This is a genomic window from Mycolicibacterium neworleansense, from assembly GCF_001245615.1.
GTDB lineage: Bacteria > Actinomycetota > Actinomycetes > Mycobacteriales > Mycobacteriaceae > Mycobacterium > Mycobacterium neworleansense.
The window spans coordinates 66,369-85,075 of the sequence record NZ_CWKH01000002.1 but is presented as its reverse complement, the minus strand read 5'-3'; the positions used below and the strand labels follow the sequence as shown (position 1 = coordinate 85,075).

Genomic DNA, 18,707 nt, shown 5'->3' with positions numbered 1-18,707 from the left:
GTGTCAAGTATCGCTTGATCATTCAGCCCGGCGTGCTGACCGAGGCAGTTGCGTGCCGCAAGAGTTTCGGATTCTTCAGGGTGGGTCGGCAAATCATGTCAGCAGCAGGCGAACTGGGCCGATGGCAACATTTGCGGCTTTGCGGCAACGGTGTTGAGCGATCGATTAGTTGCAAACGCAAATACGGCCTGAGAAAAACCTGAGAAATCGCTTTCGTCGGCGTAATTTGCTGCGCGAGCCGAGCAATCGGTCAGCCCAACATCTAGTCATCCGAGGGGATTTCGTCCATGAACAGTCGTGTCTCGAGCAGCCTGACCGCTTGTGTCGCCATCGCCGGCGCCAGCGTCATCGCCATGACCCCGGTGGTGGTGTCACCACCGACGCCGCCGCGCATCCTGGACGCATCGGCGTCCTTGATGGCCAGCTTCGAGGGGATGAATCAACTCGGCTTGGCGTTCCTGGCCGGCCAACGGCTTGCCGACCAGTTCGCGCAGGCACCACTGACTCCGTTCGTCCTCGCCGCGCAACTCGCGGCCGGCGACAACGAGAGGCTGTTCTCCCAGATCAGGCAGATCGTCGATTCACCGCTCTACGTCGCCGACCCGCTGATCGAGGCGATCGCCATCACGTTGCCGGATGAGCTCGGCGGTGGTTCGGACCACGTGACGAACACAACGGCCGATGACGGCGACTTCATGCAGTTCCGCAACAACGAACTGCTGGGACTGCGGGATGCCATCAACGCGCAGTTCGCCTCGGCCCTCGGAGTCGACAAGCCGTGGCCCAACGAGAACTACACCGCGGCGCTCGCTGCGGGCATGCAGGAGTCGGCGGTGCGGGCCGTCAACGGCACCGTGCTCGGGGTCGTGGGGCTGGCCGCCGTCGCCGAGGCAATGGCATCCGGTGACAACGTCGAGCTGTACAAGGCCATCCGCAACTACATCGATGCCCCGCAATGGGTGATCGACCCGACCATCGAGGGGCTCGCGGAGGCGCTGCCCGAATCGTTGGGCGGCGGCACCAACGGCATTCCGACCGACCCGACCGGCGACGGCGCCCTCATGCAGTTCCGCAACAACCAGATGCTCGGCGCACGGAACGCGGTGCGCGTCGCGGCCGCGAACGTTCTCGGGGTCGAGGTGAACGAGGACGGCAGCCTGCCGACGACGTTCAGCGCTCAGAACCGGACGTCCTCGGCCGCGGATGAGCCGGACACCGACGCGCCCAAGGTGAACAAGCTCAAGCCTCACGTCACCAGCCTCAACGCCTCGCTCGACGGCGCAAGGGACCGGGCCGAGAAGCGGGCCGACAAGGCCAAGGCCAACGTGGACCGAGTCGTGAAGAAGGTCAAGGAAGCCGCCGAGAACACGGCCAAGAAGCTCAGCCCGAAGAAGGCGGAATCCAAGAAATCGGACGACTGAGCGACGAGGCGGCCGGGGCGGGGCACTGAGGGGTAGCCGCGCTCTGCGCCGCTCCGCGAGATCAACGGAATGGTCGTTCCCGCCCACGCGGGGCGACCATTTCGTTGATCTGGGCGCCTGGGGCCGCGCTCCCACTTGACAGGTGTCAACCCCGGTGCGACGTGGGTCACACACGGTGATTAACATAGGCGGCATGACAGCGACGCCAGAGGTAGCTCTGACCGGAGAGTTCACGGGTTCCGGCACCATTTACAACCCCGCAACCGGCGCCGTCGCCGGCCAGGTGACCTGGACCGACGCCGCCGATGTGCCGCGCATCGCGGCCGGGCTGCGGGAAGCTCAGAAGGAGTGGGAGGCCCGCGGCGCCAAAGGGCGTGCCAAGGTGCTGGCCCGCTACGCGGTGTGGCTGGGGGACCACCGCGACGAGATCGAGAAACTCCTGATCGCCGAGACCGGCAAGTCGGCCATGGACGCCGCGCAAGAGGTCCCGCTGCTGATCATGATCCTCTCGTACTACATCAAGGTCGTCGAGGAGGCGATGGCGCCGGATACCCGTCCGGCCGCGCTGCCGATCATGTCGATCAAGAAGATTGCCGTGCATTACCGGCCGCGCCCCGTCGTCGGGATCATCGCGCCGTGGAACTACCCCGTGGCCAACGCCATGATGGACGCCATCGGTGCCCTGGCCGCCGGGTGCGCGGTGCTGCTCAAGCCGTCCGAGCGCACCCCGCTGACCGCCGAGGTGCTGCTGCGCGGCTGGCTGGATTCCGGTGCGCCCGAGGTGTTCGCCCTGGCGCAGGGTGCGCGGGCGGTGTCCGAGGCCGTCATCGACAACTCCGACTACATCCAGTTCACCGGTTCGTGCGCGACGGGCGCCAAGGTGATGGAGCGCGCGGCGCGTCGTCTGACCCCGGTGAGCCTGGAGCTCGGCGGCAAGGACCCGATGATCGTGCTCGAGGACGCCGACGTCGAGCTGGCCGCCAACGCCGCGGTGTGGGGCGGGATGTTCAACGCCGGCCAGACCTGCGTGTCGGTCGAGCGGGTCTATGTGCTCGATCCGGTCTACGACCAGTTCGTCGCCGCCACCGTGAAAGCCGTCGAGAACCTCAAGATGGGCACCGGCGAGGGCTACCACTTCGGCTCCCAGATCGACGACAGCCAGGTCGCGATCACCGAACGGCACGTCAACGAGGCCGTCGCCGCCGGCGCCAAGGCGCTGACCGGTGGCAAGCGCCCCGAAGGCGGGGGCAGCTTCTTCGAGCCCACCGTGCTCGTCGACGTCGATCACACGATGGCCTGCATGACCGAAGAGACCTTCGGGCCGACCCTGCCGATCATGAAGGTGTCCTCGGTCGAAGAAGCCATCCGGCTGGCCAACGACAGCCCCTACGGTCTGAGCGCCTCGGTGTTCTCCAAGGACGTCGACCGGGCCAAGGCCATTGCGCTGCAGCTTGACTGCGGCGCCGTCAACGTCAACGACGTCATCTCCAACCTGATGTGCACCACCGCGCCGATGGGCGGCTGGAAGACCTCGGGCATCGGCGCCCGCTTCGGCGGCGTCGACGGGGTGCGCAAGTTCTGCAAGCAGGAGACCGTGGTGGTGCCGCGCACCAGCGTGGGCGCCGGCGGCAGCTACTACAACAACTCGGAGAAGGCCATCGTTCGGATGAACAAGCTCCTGACCAAGCTGGCATTGGCTCGTCCGCGTCGTAAGGCCAAGTAACTCCGGGTAACGACGTACCGGGCGTTCACCCCGGCGACACCTTCGTGTTCGCCGGGGTGGATACCGTCGGCCGGTGACTCTGGACATCACCGGCTATACGGTCCGTGACGACGACGATGACGACCCCGTGCTGTTGCTGGAGCCCGGCGGCGAGGTCGTGGACACCTGGCGGGAGAACTACCCGTACTCCGACCGCATGTCGCGCCAAGAGTACGAGGAGCAGAAGCGGCTGCTGCAGATCGAGCTGCTGAAGCTGCAGAAGTGGAGCCAGGGCAACGGGCTTCGGCACGTCATCGTCTTCGAGGGCCGCGACGCCGCAGGCAAGGGCGGCACGATCAAGCGGTTCATGGAGCACCTCAACCCCCGCGGGGCCCGTGTCGTCGCGCTGGAGAAGCCGACCGAAAAAGAGCGCACCCAGTGGTATTTCCAGCGCTACGTGCAGCACCTGCCGGCCGCCGGTGAGATCGTGCTGTTCGACCGGTCCTGGTACAACCGCGCCGGGGTGGAGCGCGTGATGGGCTACTGCTCGCCCAAGCAGCATGCCGAATTCATCCGCCAGGCCCCGTTGTTCGAGCAGATGCTGGTCAACGACGGCATCAGCCTGACCAAGCTGTGGTTCTCCGTCACGCAGTCCGAGCAGCGCACCCGGTTCACGATCCGTCAGGTCGACCCGGTGCGGCAGTGGAAGCTCTCACCCACCGACCTCGCGTCGCTGGACAAATGGGAGGACTACACCGCGGCCAAGGAAGACATGTTCGCCTGGACCGACACCGAAATCGCGCCCTGGACCGTGGTCAAGAGCAACGACAAGAAACGCGCCCGCATCAACGCCATGCGCTATGTGCTCGGTAAGTTCGACTACGACAACAAGGATTTTGACGTGGTCGGCCACGCCGATCCGCTGATCGTGGGGCGTGCCCTGTCGGACTGAGCAGTCTGGCCGCCGCCCGAGACTAGGAGGACGGCGTGCGATTCGTCATGACGCTGTTCCTGTGGGTGCTGACGACGGTTCTGCTGGCCGCTGCGGTGCCGTCCGCGTGGGTTCAGAAGAACATCATCGACCAGCAGGGCTACTCGGCCTTCGCCGCGGCTGCGGCGAAAGACCCGCAGCTGCAGCAGGCGGTGGCCGGTGAACTCACCACCCAGGTGCAATCTCTGGCCGCGCAGAACGGTGCGGAGGTGGACGCGCGGCAGATCCGCGCCGTGGCCGGCGCCTACACCGCGGGCCCGGACTTCCCCGGCCAATTCGCGCTGGCCAACCAGGTTGCGCACACCTGGATGTTCACCGACCGGCTGTCCCGCAACGAGGACGGCAGCTGGGTGGTGGACCTGGCCCCGATGCTCTCGGATGCCTCGTTCCGCGAGACCTTGTCCGGCTTCGGAGTCGAAGTGCCGCAAACCCTTACGGTTCCCATCGCGTCCTCGGCGCCCGACAACTTGCGACCGGGCATCTTGCGTCCGCTGGCGGTGTGGGGCCCGTGGGTCAGTGTCGGGGTGACGGTGCTGGCCGGCGTATTCGCCCTGCTGACGCTGGCTGCGGCCCGGGCCCGTGGTAAAGCCCTTGCCGCCCTGGGTGTTTCAGCGCTGCTGGTGGGGGCGGCCGGCTGGGCCGGGCTGGAGACCGGCCGGCGCTATCTCAACGAGGCGCTCAACCACACCAGCGGAGACATCCGGCAGATCGCCGACGCCATGGCCGGCCACGCGATCGACAGCCTGCATCAATGGCTCAATCTGACGCTGGCCGCCGGTGGTGCGCTGGTGGTGTTCGGCGTGGTGGTCGCGATGTTGGGCGGTTTGCGGCGCAAGTCGAGCTGATCCGTCAGCCGACTCATCAAGTGGGACAATGTCCCATGGCCATCAAGCTCGACGCCCTCGATTCCGCGCTGCTGTCGATGCTGGCGTCCGATCCGCGCCTGCCGATCCTTGAGCTGGCGTCGCGGCTGAAGGTCGCCCGCAACACCGTGCAGGCCCGGATGAAGCGGTTGGAGGAATCCGGTGTGGTCCGTGGCTATCCACCGAACATCAACCTCGCCGAGCTCGGGTTCGCGGTGCACGCCTTCGTCGGCATCGAAACGGACCAGAACAAGATGGACGCCATCATCGAGGCGCTGCGGGCGTACCCCCACGTGCTCGAAGTACATGCGACGACCGGGCGGGCCGATCTGCTGGTCCGTATCGCCGCTCAGACCCAGCAGGAACTGCTCGGCATCATCCAGCAGGTGCACCGGATCGATGGGGTGAAGCACTCCGAAACGATGCTGGCGATGGCGACGCCGGTCGAATACCGGTCGCTGCCTCTCGTCCAGCAGTTGACCCAGGACCGAACAAAATGATGCGTGCGTCACAGTGGGCCACGTCACAATTGAGCAGTTTGATCAACATTTCCGCTGACTATTGACGCAGATCACGCGCAAAGGCAGATTTCGCTGCACCGATTGCTAGATCTTTCTCGCTTTGCAGCTCACGATCTGGGTTGTGGAAAGTGTGGTGGTGAGACGTGACCAGCGTGCTGAGCGCTTCCGAACTCGCGGTGGTGGAACCCTCCGCGCCCTACGACCTCGCTGACCGGTATCGCTCCGGGGCCGGCCCGGTACTGCTGACCGGGGTGCAGGCCATCGCCAGGATGATGGTCGAACAACACGCGCGGGATACCCGCGCCGGACGTCGCGTCGCGACCTTCGTCTCCGGCTACCAGGGCAGCCCGCTGGGTGGCGTCGACAAGATGCTGCTCGACATGCCGGGCGTGCTGACCGAGCACGACATCGTCTTCACGCCGGGGTTCAACGAGGAACTCGCCGCCACCGCGGTCTGGGGCAGCCAGACCGATCTTCCCGCCGGTAACGCAACCCACGACGGGGTGGTCGGCATCTGGTACGGCAAGGGTCCCGGCGTCGACCGCGCCACCGACGCACTGCGGCACGCCAACATGTACGGCGTCAACCCGCGCGGTGGGATACTGCTGCTGGTCGGCGACGACCCGGCGTCGAAGTCGTCGACCGTGCCCGCGGTCAGCGAGCGGTCACTCGCGGCCCTGGGCATCCCGGTGCTGTTCCCGCGCAACGCCGAAGAGATCATCACGATGGGCATGCAGGGGGTGGCGCTGTCGCGCGCGTCGGGTTGCGTGGTGGCGATGAAGATCGTGGCCGACGTCGCCGACGGCGCGTGGACGATCGATCCCGACGTGGTCGATCTGGCGATCATGGTGCCCGAAATAAGCTGGGATGGAAAGCCGTTCACCTACCGCCAACGCCCGATGGCCGCACCGGCGGACAGCCTGCTCGCCGAAGCAGATCTCTACGGACCGCGTTGGGCGACCGTGCGCGCCTTCGGCGACGCGAACGAGATCGATGTCCTTGAGGTCGCGCCGCACCGGGCGAAGGTCGGCATCGCCGCCACCGGCACGACGTTCGATGCGGTGCGACAGGCGCTGCTCGACCTGGGTGTCGACGACGCGGCCATGCATCGTGCGGGCATCCGCCTGCTGCGCATCGGCATGCCGTACCCCCTCGGTCAGCAGTCGGTGCTGGCGTTCGCCCGCGGGCTCGAGAAGGTGATCGTGATCGAGGACAAGACCGCGTTCATCGAGACCCAGATCCGCGAAATCCTTTACGGCTCAGCAGATACACCGCAGATCGTGGGCAAGTACGACGCCACCGGCGCGCCGCTGTTCCCGGTCGGCGGCGAGCTGACCGCCGGCCGATTGCTGGCGCCGCTGCGCCGCGTACTGCGCGAACATCTCGAGCTCAAGCGGACTCCGCCGCCCCCGCTGTCGCTGGAGGTCCTGTCCGCCAAGCGAACCGCGTACTTCTGCAGCGGATGCCCGCACAACCGCTCCACGGCGATTCCCGAGGGTTCGATCGGTGGCGGCGGCATCGGCTGCCACACGCTGGTCACGATGTCCGGTCGCAGTGACAGCGCGGTGGTCGGCCTGACCCAGATGGGTGGCGAGGGCAGCCAGTGGATCGGGCAGGCGCCGTTCACCGATGTCCCGCACGTGTTCCAGAACGTCGGCGACGGCACGTTCTTCCACTCCGGGCAGCTTGCGGTGCAGGCGTGCATCGCGGCGGGGGTGAACATCACCTACAAGCTGCTCTACAACGAGGTCGTCGCCATGACGGGCGCACAGGACGTCGAGGGCGGCCTGGGTGTCGCACAGCTCACCCACAAGCTCACCACCGAAGGCGTCAGGCAGATCATCATCTGCGCCGACGAACCCAAGCGGCACAACAGGAAAGCGCTCGCGAAGGGCACGCTGCTGTGGCACCGCGACCGGCTCGACGAGGCGCAGAAGCTGCTACGCGAAATCCCCGGCGTCACCGTGCTCATCTACGACCAGCACTGCGCCGCCGATGCACGCCGCCAGCGCAAGCGCGGCACACTGCCCACCCGCACCACCCGCGTTGTCGTCAACGAGGCCGTCTGCGAGGGCTGCGGCGACTGCGGCACCAAGTCGAACTGCTTGTCCGTGCAGCCGGTCGACACCGAGTTCGGGCGCAAGACCCGCATCGACCAGACCTCCTGCAACACCGACTACAGCTGCCTCGACGGTGACTGTCCGTCATTCGTGACGGTGGAGATGACGCCGGATACGAAGGGGCGCAGATCATCCCGACGTAGCGGGGCTGCTGAGCCGCCGCGCGTTGCCGATCCTGGTCTTGCCGCGCCCAACGGGACCCAGAACGTCCTGCTGGCCGGTATCGGTGGCACCGGGATCGTGACGGTCAACCAGGTGCTGGCCACCGCCGCGCTGCGCGCCGGCTACGCGGTGGAGAGCCTCGACCAGATCGGGCTGAGCCAGAAGGCCGGACCGGTGGTGTCCCACCTGCGGTTCTCGACCACCGAACTTGAGCCGTCCAATCGGCTGACCCCGGGCAGCGCCGACTGCATCATCGCGATGGACCTGTTGACCGCGACCGACAGCAAGAACCTGTCCTATGGCAGCCCGGAACGCACCGTGGCCGTTGCCTCCACGAGCCAGACCCCCACGGGCGACATGGTGTACGACAAGTCCGTCGCCTACCCGGACACCCGGTCACTGTTGGACCGGCTCACCGCGACCACCCGGACGCTGACCCACTTCGACGCGCTCGCCGCGGCCCAGGCGTTGTTCGGCAACACCGCGGCGGCCAATTTCCTCGTCGTCGGCGCCGCGTTCCAGAACGGCGGGCTGCGCCTGCCCGAGGCGAGTATCGAGGAGGCCATCGGTATCAACGGGATCGCGGTCGCCGCCAATGTCGCGGCTTTCCGTTGGGGGCGCGTGGCGGTCGCCGATCCGGCAGCGTTCGCCGCGGCCGTGTCGGGCCCGCAGCGCACCGCGGCCGTCGTAAGCCGAGAACTGCTGGCGGGCACCACCTTCGACGGCGAGGTCCGCCGACTGGTCGAGCTGCGGGCCGGCGAGCTGGTCCGCTACCAGAACGCGAAGGTGGCGCGGCGCTATGTCGAGACGGTCCATTCCGTGTGGCAGGCCGAACGTGCCGTCACCGAAAGCACCGCGTTCAGCGAGGCCGTGGCGCGCGGGCTGCACAAGTTCACCGCCTACAAGGACGAGTACGAAGTCGCGCGCCTGCTGGTCGACCCGGTCTTCCTGGCCGACGTGCAGGCGCAGGTGCCCGGTGGGAAAAAGCTCACCTATCGGCTGCATCCGCCGGCGCTGCGGGCGATGGGCCGCACGAAGAAGGTCGGGTTCGGCCCGAAATCGCATGGCGCATTGAAGCTGCTCGCCAAGGGCAAGGTGCTGCGCGGCACCAAGCTCGACCCCTTCGGCTATGCCCACGTCCGGAAAGTGGAGCGAGAGCTGCTGGCCCACTACACCGACATGGTGCACCGTCTCGCCGCTGAGCTGAGCTCTGAAAACTACGCACAAGCGGTCGAGGCGGCCGGACTGCCCGACCTGGTTCGGGGCTACGAGGACGTCAAGCTCGGCAACGTCGAGCTGTACCGGGCCCGCCTGCGCGACCTCGGCATCACGGCCTGACCGGCCACCGCTGAGTCACTGCCGCCAAACATGCGGCAGCCCAACCCATGCCGCCGAACATGCGGCAATCTGAAAGGAATTCGTTGTGACCGCTATGTCCACCGCCGTCGGAGTGTTCGGCCGTTCGCAGGAATTGAGCGGACGAAGCCATGAGCAGGTCGTGTTCTGCGAGGACGCCAAGTCCGGCCTGAAGGCGATCATCGCCATCCACTCGACCGCGCTGGGGCCGGCGCTCGGCGGCACCCGGATGTACCCGTACGCCGACGAATTCGCAGCGCTCGAAGATGTGCTCCGGCTGTCGTGGGGCATGTCGTACAAAGCCGCGGCGGCCGGGGTGAACCTCGGCGGCGGCAAGGCCGTGATCATCGGCGACCCCGCGACCGACAAGAGCGAAGCGTTGTTCGCCGCCTACGCGCGGTTCGTCAACGGTCTCGGCGGCCGATATGTCACCGCAGGCGACGTCGGCACCAACACCGACGACCTGGACGTCATCGGCAAGTACACCGCGCATGTGACCGGCCGCAGCGTCGCCGCGGGCGGCTCCGGCGACAGCGCGCGGCTGACCGCGCTCGGCGTGTTCAACGCGATGCGCGCAGGTGCCGAATCCGTCTGGGGAACAGCATCCTTGGCAAGGCGGACGGTCGGTGTCGAAGGCGTGGGCAAGGTCGGCCGCGAACTGATCACCCTGCTGCTCGCCGACGGCGCCGAGGTGTGTGCGAGCGATGTGAACGACGCCGCGCTGCAGCGTGTCTCGGCCGACCACCCGTCGGTCCGCCTGTTGAGTACAGTCGCCGCCGCCCCGGTCGACGTGTACGCCCCGTGCGCCCTCGGCGCCACCCTGACGCCGGCGAGCGCCGAAGCCATCGAGGCGAAGCTGATCTGCGGTGCGGCCAACAATCAGCTCGCCACTGCCGACGTCGAGCAGGCCCTCGGCCGTCGCGGGATCACCTGGGTGCCCGACTTCGTCGCCAACGCCGGCGGTCTCATCCAGGTCGGTGGTGAACTGCATGGTGCGGACCCCGCGGACGTCGAAGCCGACGTGACGCGCATCTTCGACCGTTGCCGCGACATCATCGCCACGGCACGCGATGCGGGCATCGGCACCGGTGCGGCGGCCAACCTGTTCGCCGAGCGGCGACTCGACGGGGCGATCTGATGCCGGCCGCGGGCGGGATGTTCCGCACCAAATCGGTCGAGCAGTCGATCCAGGACACCGACGAGCCGGACTCGAAGCTGCGCAAGGACCTGACAGCACGGGATCTCACCGTGTTCGGTGTCGCGGTCGTCATCGGCGCCGGCATCTTCACCCTGACCGCCCGGACCGCGGGCACCATGGCCGGGCCGTCGGTGTCCTTGGCCTTCGTTCTGGCGGCGATCGCGTGTGGGCTGACCGCGCTCTGCTACGCCGAGTTCGCCTCAACGGTTCCCGTCGCGGGCAGCGCCTATACGTTCGCCTACGCCACCTTCGGTGAGGCGATCGCCTGGATCATCGGCTGGGACCTGATCCTCGAGTTCGCGCTCGCGGTTTCCGTTGTCGCCAAAGGATGGTCGCAGTACCTCGGCGATGTGCTCGGCGGATTGTCGCCGGTGGCGCATATCGGGTCGGTCTCGTTCGACTGGGGTGCGGTGGCGATCATCGCGATCGTCGGGTTCCTTCTCGCGACCGGGACCAAGCTGTCGTCGCGGGTATCGGCCATCGCGGTGGCGATCAAGCTCGCGGTGATCCTCCTGATCCTGATCGTCGGGGCCACCTACTTCAAACCGTCCAACCTGACGCCCTTCATCCCGCCGTCGGAACCGTCGGCAAAGGCCGACGGCGTGCACCAGTCGATGCTCGCCTGGCTCACCGGATCCGGCGGCACGAGCTTCGGGTGGCTCGGCCTGCTGTCGGCGGCAAGCATCGCGTTCTTCGCGTTCGTCGGCTTCGACGTGGTCGCCACCGCCGCGGAGGAGACCCGCAACCCGCAACGCGACGTGCCGCGCGGCATCTTCGCGTCGCTGGCCATCGTCACCGTGTGCTACGTCGCGGTATCGATCGTGCTCACCGGCATGGTGCACTACACCCAGCTCCAGGGCGAAAACGTCACCCTGGCAACGGCATTTGCCCTCCACGGCGCTACCTGGGTGAAGAACATCATCGCCATCGGCGCGCTGGCCGGCTTGTCCACCGTCGTCATGGTGATGTTCCTCGGCCAGACCCGCGTGCTGTTCGCGATGGCTCGCGACGGCCTGATTCCCCGCGGCCTCGCACGCACCGGCAAGCGGGGCACGCCGGTGCGGCTCACGGCCATCGTCGGCACGGTCTGCGCGGGCCTGGCAGCGTTCGTCGACTTCGGCACGCTTGCGGGGATGGTCAACATCGGCACATTGGTGGCGTTCGTGCTGGTCGCGGTGGGCGTCCCGGTCCTGCGCCGGACCCGGCCAGATCTGAAGCGCGGCTTCCGGGTCCCGTTCGTCCCGCTGATCCCGATCCTGGCCGCGGGCTCCTGCCTGTGGCTGATGCTCAACCTCGAAGTCGAGACCTGGCTTCGCTTCGCGATCTGGATGGGGATCGGTGCGGTCGTCTACCTGGCCTACGGGCGTGCGCATTCGCTGCTCGCCCGGCCGCGACCACCGGTACGCGAGGACATCGCAGAGCCTGTTGAGATCGCGGTTTGACCGCATTCGGCGTCGCTGCCCCAGTGCTGCAGTCAGGAATCGTCGCGACGTTGGCGGAGGTGCTGCAGGGTGAGGGCGATGCGGACATCGGTGGGTGTCCGGTCCTCCTTGATGCTCGATGCGGTGAGCGCCAGAGCGATCAGAATGTCGGCCGCGGTGATGAACAAGCCGGCCCAGTACATCCACTTCAATGTCGGATCCGGTTGCGCGGCAAAGTAGATGACGAGGAAGATGGGGCCGACGATGCCGAAGACGAACATCATCCCCTGAAAGGCGAGGTAGCGGCGGAACACCGACATGGCGGCCAGCATATCCGGCAGGCGATTCCCCGACACGCCATCGGCATCCGGACCTTCCTGGACCTGCCGATGATCGCCGGACGGGGAGTGCTGGGCTAGGCGCCGATCGTCTGCCAGAGGAACTCGTAGGTCAGCGCCGCCTTGAACGCGGCCTGCTTGTTGTCGGCCGCGCCCCCGTGCCCGCCCTCGATGTTCTCGTAGTACAACACGCGGTGCCCGGCCGCCTCCAGCGCCGCCGTCATCTTCCTGGCATGGCCCGGATGCACCCGATCGTCACGGGTCGACGTGGTGATCAGGATCGGTGGATACTGCGCCGTGGCCGAAATATTCTGGTATGGCGAATATTTCGACATGAACTCCCAGTCGGCCGGATCGTCGGGGTTGCCGTACTCGGCCACCCAGGACGCGCCGGCGAGCAGCAGGTGGAACCTCTTCATGTCCAGCAGCGGCACGCTGCAGACCAGTGCGCCGAAAAGCTCCGGATACCGGGTCAGCATCACGCCCATCAGCAAGCCGCCGTTGCTGCCGCCCGACGCACCGAGCTGCTCCACCGTGGTGATGCCGCGACGCACCAGATCCGCGGCGATCGCGGCGAAATCCTCGTACACCAGATGGCGGTTCTCCCGCATCGCCTGCTTGTGCCAGCCCGGGCCGTACTCACCGCCGCCGCGGATGTTGGCCTGCACGTAGGTGCCGCCGCGCTCCAGCCAGCCCCGGCCGACGCCGCCGATGTAGCCCGGGGTGAGCGAGTTCTGGAATCCGCCATAGCCGTACAGGTAGGTCGGGCTCGGCTCGTCGCGGCGACCCACGACGAAGTACGGGACCTTCGTGCCGTCCTTGGACGCGGCGAAGTACTGCTCGACGCCGATTCCGTCCGCGTCGTAGAACGCCGGCGCGGACTTGACCTGGACCAGCGGTCCACCCGCGGTGCCGTACAACAGCCGAGACGGCGTGGTGAATCCGCTTGAGTTGTAGAAGACCTCGTCACCGAAGTGATCGATGTCGACCACGATGGTGTCCGTCGCCGGCGGAATGTCCGGAGCGTCCCTGCGCTCCCACGTCCCAGGGATGACCACCTCGACATGGCTGGCGACATCGCGCAGGGTGATGAGGATCAGCTTCTCTTTGGTCCACTGCACACTCGACAGGCTGCTGTGCTCGTCGGGCTCGTAGATCATCGCGAGCTCGGCTGTGCCGGAAAGGAAATCGTCGAAGTTGGTGCCCAGCAGCGCCCCGGCGGGGTAGGTGACCCCTCCCACCTGCCAGTCGGTCCGCAACGAGATCAGCAGCCACTCGCGGTGCAGCGACAGTGACGAGTCGGTCGGGACCATGAGCTCGATGAGCTCGCCGTCACGCACTTCGTAGCGGACGCGGTGGTAGAAGTCGGTGTAACGCCCCAGCCTGGTGTGCTCGAACCCCGGGGTCCGGTCGACCGAGGCGATCACCCGGACATCGGTCGGCTCGGCCTCGTACACCGTCTCGGCGTCGGCCAGGGGCTCACCGCGGCGCCAGCGCTTGGCGATCCGCGGATAACCGGACTCGGTCATCGACCCCTCACCGAAATCGGTGCACACCAGCAGGGTGTCCTCGTCCTCCCAGGACACCGACGACTTGGCCTCGGCCAGCTCGAACCCGCCGGGCACGAATTGCCGTGCCCGCATGTCGAACTCGCGCACCACCGTGGCGTCGGCTCCGCCGCGGGACAGGCTGATCATCGCCAGCGTGTGGTCCGGCTCGATCACCTCCGGCCCGCCCCACACCCAGTTCTCGTCCTCGGCGCGGGCCAGCTCATCGAGGTCCAGGATCACATCCCAGTCCGGATCATCGGTGCGGTAGCTCTCCAGCGTCGTGCGCCGCCACAGGCCGCGCGGATTCGCCTCATCGCGCCAGAAGTTGTACAGGTACTCACCGCGGCGGCCCGGATAGGGGATTCGCGCATCGGTGTCGAGAATCTCCAACACCTGTGCGCGGATCGCCTCGAAACGGTCACCACTCAGCGCGGCGATCGTCGGCTCGTTGTGGGCGCGCACCCACGCCAACGCGTCGTCGCCGGTGATGTCCTCAAGCCACAGATAAGGGTCCTCTGACACCCGTCCATTGTGACCGCGCGAGTACTGTGAGCTGAACAACACCAGTGGCGGCCGACAGAATCGAGGTTGAGATGGGCCGAGCACCGGCACGGGCCCTGATCACCGCGGCCGCCGCCGACCTGCTGGCACGGCTTCAGGGCCGCCACGGGGCGCTGATGTTCCACCAGTCCGGCGGCTGCTGTGACGGGTCGTCCCCGATGTGTTACCCCGACGGCGAGTTCATCGTGGGTGACCGCGACATCCTTCTCGGTGTTCTTGACGTCGGCACCGGTGTGCCGGTGTGGATCTCCGGCCCCCAGTTCGAAGCCTGGAAGCACACGCAACTGGTGATCGACGTCGTCCCCGGACGCGGCGGTGGCTTCAGCCTGGAATCACCCGAAGGCATGCGGTTCCTGTCCCGCGGCCGAGCCTTCACCGCAGCCGAGAATGACCTACTCGCCGGGCAGCCCCCGGTGACCGGTGCCCAGTACAGCGCCGGTGCCCGGCCGCCCGACACCGGCACCCACATCGTCGACGAGGCCGCCGACGCCTGCCCGGTCCCCGGGGGACGCGCCGGACAGATGTAGCGGGACCTCACGGGCCGCGGCGTTATCGTCGAAGAGTGATTCCGCTGCCACGGGCGTGGCTGCTGACCAGCGCGATGTTGGTCGGCGTAGCGGTCGGCCTGCTGGCCGGGATCGCGACGACGTTGCTGGTCACGGCCACCGTCCGGCCCGATGTGGTGATCGCACTCGTGCTCGGCGTACCCGGCGCCCTCGGGATGGTGATGATCCTGGTCTCAGGGCGACGGTGGGTGACGACGCTCGGTGCCAGTGTCCTGGCCATCGCGCCCGGCTGGTTCGGCGCCCTGACGATCATCCAGGCGGCGACCCATGCCTGAAAGCCTCGACACCTCCACCGCCGACTTCACCCCGCTGTTCGACACCGGGGAAAACGAGGTTCTCGACGACGAACCGACGAGCGCCTCGACGCCCGCGGAAGACATGACCCCCGACGAGACGGTCTCCGACGACGCGCCCTCGGCGCCACTGCCCACCCCGGCCCCGCCCATCGTGGTGGAAGGGTCCTACCTGTCGGTGAAGTGGTGGACCTTCGTGGGCATCCTGGCCGCGGTGTGGTTCGTCTCCGCAGCGGCAGGGGCCGGCCTGTACTACTACTGGTATCAATCCGTCGACAAGACCTGGCCGGTGTTCGTCGCACTCGTCTACGTCGTCGTCACCACGGTCGGCGCCCTAGTGGCCTCGACCGCGCAGCGCAAACCCCTGGTATCGGCGCTGGCCATCGCGCTGATGTCGGCGCCGCTGGCGGCGATGGCCGCCGCAGCGGTTTTCTACGGCGCCTACGTGTTCGGCTGGATCGCCCGGTAGGACCATTGCGCCGCCCACTAGGGTGGGGACGTGACCCACTTTGACGTCGTCGTTCTCGGAGCTGGTCCCGGTGGATACGTCGCGGCCATTCGTGCCGCCCAACTGGGGCTGAACACCGCAATTGTCGAACCCAAGTACTGGGGTGGCGTGTGCCTCAATGTCGGGTGTATCCCGTCGAAGGCGCTGCTGCGCAACGCGGAACTTGCACACATCTTCAACAAGGAAGCCAAGACCTTCGGTATCACCGGTGAGGCCACCTTCGATTACGGCGCCGCCTTCGACCGCAGCCGCAAGGTCGCCGACGGCCGCGTCGCCGGCGTGCACTTCCTGATGAAGAAGAACAAGATCACCGAGGTCCACGGCTACGGCACCTTCACCGGACCCAAGTCGATGACGGTGAAGCTCAACGAGGGAGGTTCAGAAGAACTCACCTTCGACAACGCCATCATCGCCACCGGGTCGTCGACCCGCCTCGTTCCAGGCACCGCCCTGTCCGACAACGTGGTCACCTACGAAACCCAGATCCTCTCGCGCGACCTGCCGGGCTCGATCATCATCGCCGGCGCCGGTGCGATCGGCATGGAATTCGCCTACGTGCTGAAGAACTACGGCGTCGACGTCACCATCGTCGAGTTCCTCCCGCGCGCGCTGCCCAACGAGGACGCCGAGGTCTCCAAGGAGATCGAGAAGCAGTACAAGAAGCTGGGCGTCAAGATCCTCACCGGCACCAAGGTCGAGGCCATCGCCGATGATGGCTCGACGGTCAAGGTCACCGTGAGCAAGGATGGCAAGACCGATGAGCTCAAGGCCGACAAGGTGCTGCAGGCCATCGGCTTCGCACCCAACATCGAGGGCTACGGCCTGGAGGCCGCCGGTGTGGTGCTGACCGACCGCGGGGCCATCGCCATCGACGACTACATGCGCACGAATGTGCCGGGCATCTACGCCATCGGCGACGTCACCAGCAAGCTGCAGCTGGCCCACGTCGCCGAGGCCCAGGCCGTGGTGGCCGCCGAAACCATCGGCGGGGCAGAGACTCTCGCCCTCGGCGACTACCGGATGATGCCGCGTGCCACCTTCTGCCAGCCGCAGGTGGCCAGCTTCGGCCTCACCGAAGAGCAGGCCAAGGCCGAGGGCTACGACGTAGTCGTCGCCAAGTTCCCGTTCACCGCCAACGGCAAGGCCCACGGCCTGGCCGACCCGACCGGCTTCGTGAAGCTGATCGCCGACAAGAAGCACCTCGAGCTCATCGGCGGGCACCTGATCGGACCGGACGTGTCCGAGTTGCTGCCGGAGCTGACCCTGGCGCAGAAGTGGGATCTGACGGCCAACGAGCTGGCCCGCAACGTGCACACCCACCCGACCCTGTCGGAGGCGCTGCAGGAGTGCTTCCACGGTCTGGCCGGCCACATGATCAACTTTTGAGAAACGAAATCGTCGCCGGCATCGCCGGATTGGTGGTCGGTCACATTGTGTGGCTGGCCGCCATCACGCTGGCGACCGAGGGCTCCCGGGTCAACGTCTGGGTGCTCTTGGTCGCCGCCCTGTCGTTCATCGGCGGGGCGGCCGGCGGATACTTCGGCTGGCGTAAGTACCAGCAGAAATCCCACACGTGGGCGGCCTTCCTGTGGGCGCTGCCGGTCTCGCCGGTGCTGTTCTCCCTCGTCCTGCTCGGGGTCACCTACCTTTAGGTTTGTGTGATCGCACAACAACAGGGCACGCGTTTCGAGCGATTTTCTGCTTCTGGACCGCAACACCCTGGACGAATGTCGATGTGACAGATCGGGCCGCGGCCCGTCCACATCGGCAGCACAGGGAACCCAATGGCATCTAGCAGTGGACTGATCGATGACGCGCCGCTCACGGCGTTCCACAAGAAGCTGACGCTCTACTCGTCGGGCGGACCGTTCATCGACGGCTACGCCATTGCCATCATCGGGTTCACCTGGGCGACCATGAGCACGTCGTTCACGGTCACCACCGCCGACAAGGGGCTGATCGCCGCCGCGGTCCTCGTAGGTATCTTCGTCGGCGGCGGACTGTTCGGCTGGGTGACCGACAAGGTCGGCCGCCACATGATGTACATCCTGGATCTGCTTGCCCTTGCGGTCTTTTCGATGGCCTGCATGTTCGCCACCGAGGTCTGGCAACTGATCCTGTTGCGGTTCCTCATCGGCATGGCGATCGGCGCCGACTATCCGATCGCCACCTCTCTGCTCGCCGAATACCTGCCGGCCAAATACCGGGGCCGCATGCTCGGCGCGACGTTCGTCGTATGGGCCGTCGGTGCCACCGCCGCCCCCGCCGTGGCGATGGTGTGCACCCACCTGGCCGGCGACAACGCCTGGCGCTGGATGCTGGCCAGCCCGGCCGTGTTCGCACTCGTCACCCTGTTCCTGCGGTTGGGGACACCCGAATCACCGCGCTGGCTGATCAGCAAGGGACGCGTCGAGGAAGCGGACCGGTCCATCAAACAGGTCTTCGGACCCGACTATGGCGTCGAGGACCTCGGCGAGCCCGAACCGGCGGAACGCGCGACCTTCCGCTCGGTGTTCAAGCCGCCCTACTTGAAGCGGACACTGTTCGTCAGCCTGTTCTGGATGTGTCAGGTGATCCCGCTGCTGTCCATCTACTCGTTCTCGTTCGACATCCTGGGCGAGGTCGGGATCACCGGCAACGGTGCCGAGGTGTTCCTCGCCGCGCTGTTCGTCGTCGGAGGTGTTCCGGGCCTGTTCCTGGTCGACCGGATCGGCCGCAAGGCGCTGCTGATCTACACCTTCGCCGGCATCGGAATCATCTGGGGCATTGCGGGTCTGGTTCCCGGGCTGCCGGTGATGATCGTCTTCACCGCGGTGTGCGCCTTCGCGCTGCTGTCCGGGGCATCCAACTTCCTGGAGATCGTGTACCCCAACGAGTTGTTCCCGACGGAGGTGCGCGCGACGGCCGTGGGCATCGGCACCGCGGCCAGCCGGATCGGTGCGGCGGTAGCCGTCTACCTCATGCCCTTCGCCCTCGACAAGGGTGTCAACTGGGTGCTGCTGGCCGGTGCCGCCATCTCATTCGTCGGGCTGGCGGTCACGCTGGCCTGGGGTGTGGAGACGGCGGGCCGCTCGCTGAGCGAGGCCTGCAACGCCAAGACCACGTCGGACCGCGAAGCGGTACGGTCGGGTTAGCG

General features: G+C 66.8%; 16 protein-coding genes. 14 read left to right on the top strand and 2 right to left on the bottom strand.

The annotated features are described in order from the left end of the window. Positions 1–287 precede the first annotated feature (287 nt). The 8 genes from BN2156_RS16090 (at position 288) to BN2156_RS16055 (ending at position 11,776) form a co-directional block, all read left to right on the top strand. Entirely contained in the window at positions 288–1,421 is a 1,134-nt protein-coding gene (locus tag BN2156_RS16090) for a hypothetical protein (protein WP_090516054.1), read from the top strand. 193 nt (positions 1,422–1,614) lie between these two features. Next, positions 1,615–3,144: an aldehyde dehydrogenase family protein gene (locus BN2156_RS16085; protein ID WP_090516053.1), complete on the top strand. Its 1,530-nt coding sequence runs from the start codon at positions 1,615–1,617 to the stop codon at positions 3,142–3,144. Between the two features lie 73 nt (positions 3,145–3,217). Further along, complete coding sequence (ppk2, locus tag BN2156_RS16080) at positions 3,218–4,075, top strand: polyphosphate kinase 2 (protein ID WP_090516052.1); 858 nt, start codon at positions 3,218–3,220, stop codon at positions 4,073–4,075. 35 nt (positions 4,076–4,110) lie between these two features. After that, positions 4,111–4,959 carry a hypothetical protein gene (locus BN2156_RS16075; protein WP_090516051.1) on the top strand — a complete coding sequence of 283 codons (849 nt, stop codon included), beginning with the start codon at positions 4,111–4,113 and terminating at the stop codon, positions 4,957–4,959. Positions 4,960–4,994: 35 nt separating this feature from the next. Continuing rightward, positions 4,995–5,477 (top strand): Lrp/AsnC family transcriptional regulator, encoded by a 483-nt coding sequence (locus BN2156_RS16070; protein WP_090516050.1) that lies wholly within the window; start codon positions 4,995–4,997, stop codon positions 5,475–5,477. Positions 5,478–5,641: 164 nt separating this feature from the next. Beyond that, positions 5,642–9,118, top strand: a complete 3,477-nt coding sequence (locus BN2156_RS16065) for an indolepyruvate ferredoxin oxidoreductase family protein (RefSeq protein WP_090516049.1) — start codon at positions 5,642–5,644, stop codon at positions 9,116–9,118. A 94-nt stretch (positions 9,119–9,212) separates the two neighbouring features. Then, entirely contained in the window at positions 9,213–10,274 is a 1,062-nt protein-coding gene (locus BN2156_RS16060; RefSeq protein WP_090516048.1) for a Glu/Leu/Phe/Val dehydrogenase dimerization domain-containing protein, read from the top strand. Then, complete coding sequence (locus BN2156_RS16055) at positions 10,274–11,776, top strand: amino acid permease (protein ID WP_090516047.1); 1,503 nt, start codon at positions 10,274–10,276, stop codon at positions 11,774–11,776. Before BN2156_RS16060 ends, BN2156_RS16055 begins: the two co-directional genes overlap by 1 nt. A 32-nt stretch (positions 11,777–11,808) precedes the next feature. On the opposite strand, the gene BN2156_RS16050 is transcribed toward BN2156_RS16055, so the two are convergent. Both BN2156_RS16050 and BN2156_RS16045 read right to left on the bottom strand, forming a co-directional pair. Continuing rightward, positions 11,809–12,075 (bottom strand): hypothetical protein, encoded by a 267-nt coding sequence (locus BN2156_RS16050; RefSeq protein WP_090517414.1) that lies wholly within the window; start codon positions 12,073–12,075, stop codon positions 11,809–11,811. Positions 12,076–12,170: 95 nt separating this feature from the next. Beyond that, complete coding sequence (locus tag BN2156_RS16045; protein ID WP_264035488.1) at positions 12,171–14,207, bottom strand: prolyl oligopeptidase family serine peptidase; 2,037 nt, start codon at positions 14,205–14,207, stop codon at positions 12,171–12,173. A gap of 29 nt (positions 14,208–14,236) precedes the next feature. On the opposite strand from BN2156_RS16045, the gene BN2156_RS16040 reads away from it, so the two are divergent. From BN2156_RS16040 to BN2156_RS16015, 6 genes are all read left to right on the top strand, one after another. Further along, complete coding sequence (locus BN2156_RS16040; RefSeq protein ID WP_090517412.1) at positions 14,237–14,731, top strand: DUF779 domain-containing protein; 495 nt, start codon at positions 14,237–14,239, stop codon at positions 14,729–14,731. A 35-nt stretch (positions 14,732–14,766) separates the two neighbouring features. Beyond that, positions 14,767–15,045, top strand: a complete 279-nt coding sequence (locus tag BN2156_RS16035; protein WP_210436655.1) for a putative holin — start codon at positions 14,767–14,769, stop codon at positions 15,043–15,045. After that, positions 15,038–15,532: a hypothetical protein gene (locus BN2156_RS16030; RefSeq protein ID WP_235625369.1), complete on the top strand. Its 495-nt coding sequence runs from the start codon at positions 15,038–15,040 to the stop codon at positions 15,530–15,532. The genes BN2156_RS16035 and BN2156_RS16030 overlap by 8 nt, the downstream gene beginning before the upstream one ends. A gap of 30 nt (positions 15,533–15,562) precedes the next feature. Next, the gene (gene lpdA, locus BN2156_RS16025; RefSeq protein ID WP_090516046.1) at positions 15,563–16,957 is read left to right on the top strand and encodes a dihydrolipoyl dehydrogenase; all 1,395 of its coding nucleotides are present in this window, start codon (positions 15,563–15,565) and stop codon (positions 16,955–16,957) included. Then, the gene (locus BN2156_RS16020) at positions 16,954–17,223 is read left to right on the top strand and encodes a flagellar basal body-associated FliL family protein (RefSeq protein ID WP_090516045.1); all 270 of its coding nucleotides are present in this window, start codon (positions 16,954–16,956) and stop codon (positions 17,221–17,223) included. Before lpdA ends, BN2156_RS16020 begins: the two co-directional genes overlap by 4 nt. 132 nt (positions 17,224–17,355) lie before the next feature. Continuing rightward, positions 17,356–18,705: an MFS transporter gene (locus BN2156_RS16015; RefSeq protein WP_090516044.1), complete on the top strand. Its 1,350-nt coding sequence runs from the start codon at positions 17,356–17,358 to the stop codon at positions 18,703–18,705. The last annotated feature ends 2 nt before the right edge of the window (positions 18,706–18,707 follow it).

What these genes read in the sequence shown, in the direction of transcription:
- BN2156_RS16070 (WP_090516050.1), top strand. Translation starts at nt 4,995, where the DNA reads ATGGCCATCAAGCTCGACGCCCTCGATTCCGCGCTGCTGTCGATGCTG.
- BN2156_RS16055 (WP_090516047.1), top strand. Translation starts at nt 10,274, where the DNA reads ATGCCGGCCGCGGGCGGGATGTTCCGCACCAAATCGGTCGAGCAGTCG.
- BN2156_RS16030 (WP_235625369.1), top strand. Translation starts at nt 15,038, where the DNA reads ATGCCTGAAAGCCTCGACACCTCCACCGCCGACTTCACCCCGCTGTTC.
- BN2156_RS16050 (WP_090517414.1), bottom strand. Translation starts at nt 12,075, where the DNA reads ATGTCGGTGTTCCGCCGCTACCTCGCCTTTCAGGGGATGATGTTCGTC.
- BN2156_RS16090 (WP_090516054.1), top strand. Translation starts at nt 288, where the DNA reads ATGAACAGTCGTGTCTCGAGCAGCCTGACCGCTTGTGTCGCCATCGCC.
- BN2156_RS16015 (WP_090516044.1), top strand. Translation starts at nt 17,356, where the DNA reads ATGGCATCTAGCAGTGGACTGATCGATGACGCGCCGCTCACGGCGTTC.
- BN2156_RS16060 (WP_090516048.1), top strand. Translation starts at nt 9,213, where the DNA reads ATGTCCACCGCCGTCGGAGTGTTCGGCCGTTCGCAGGAATTGAGCGGA.
- BN2156_RS16085 (WP_090516053.1), top strand. Translation starts at nt 1,615, where the DNA reads ATGACAGCGACGCCAGAGGTAGCTCTGACCGGAGAGTTCACGGGTTCC.
- BN2156_RS16040 (WP_090517412.1), top strand. Translation starts at nt 14,237, where the DNA reads ATGGGCCGAGCACCGGCACGGGCCCTGATCACCGCGGCCGCCGCCGAC.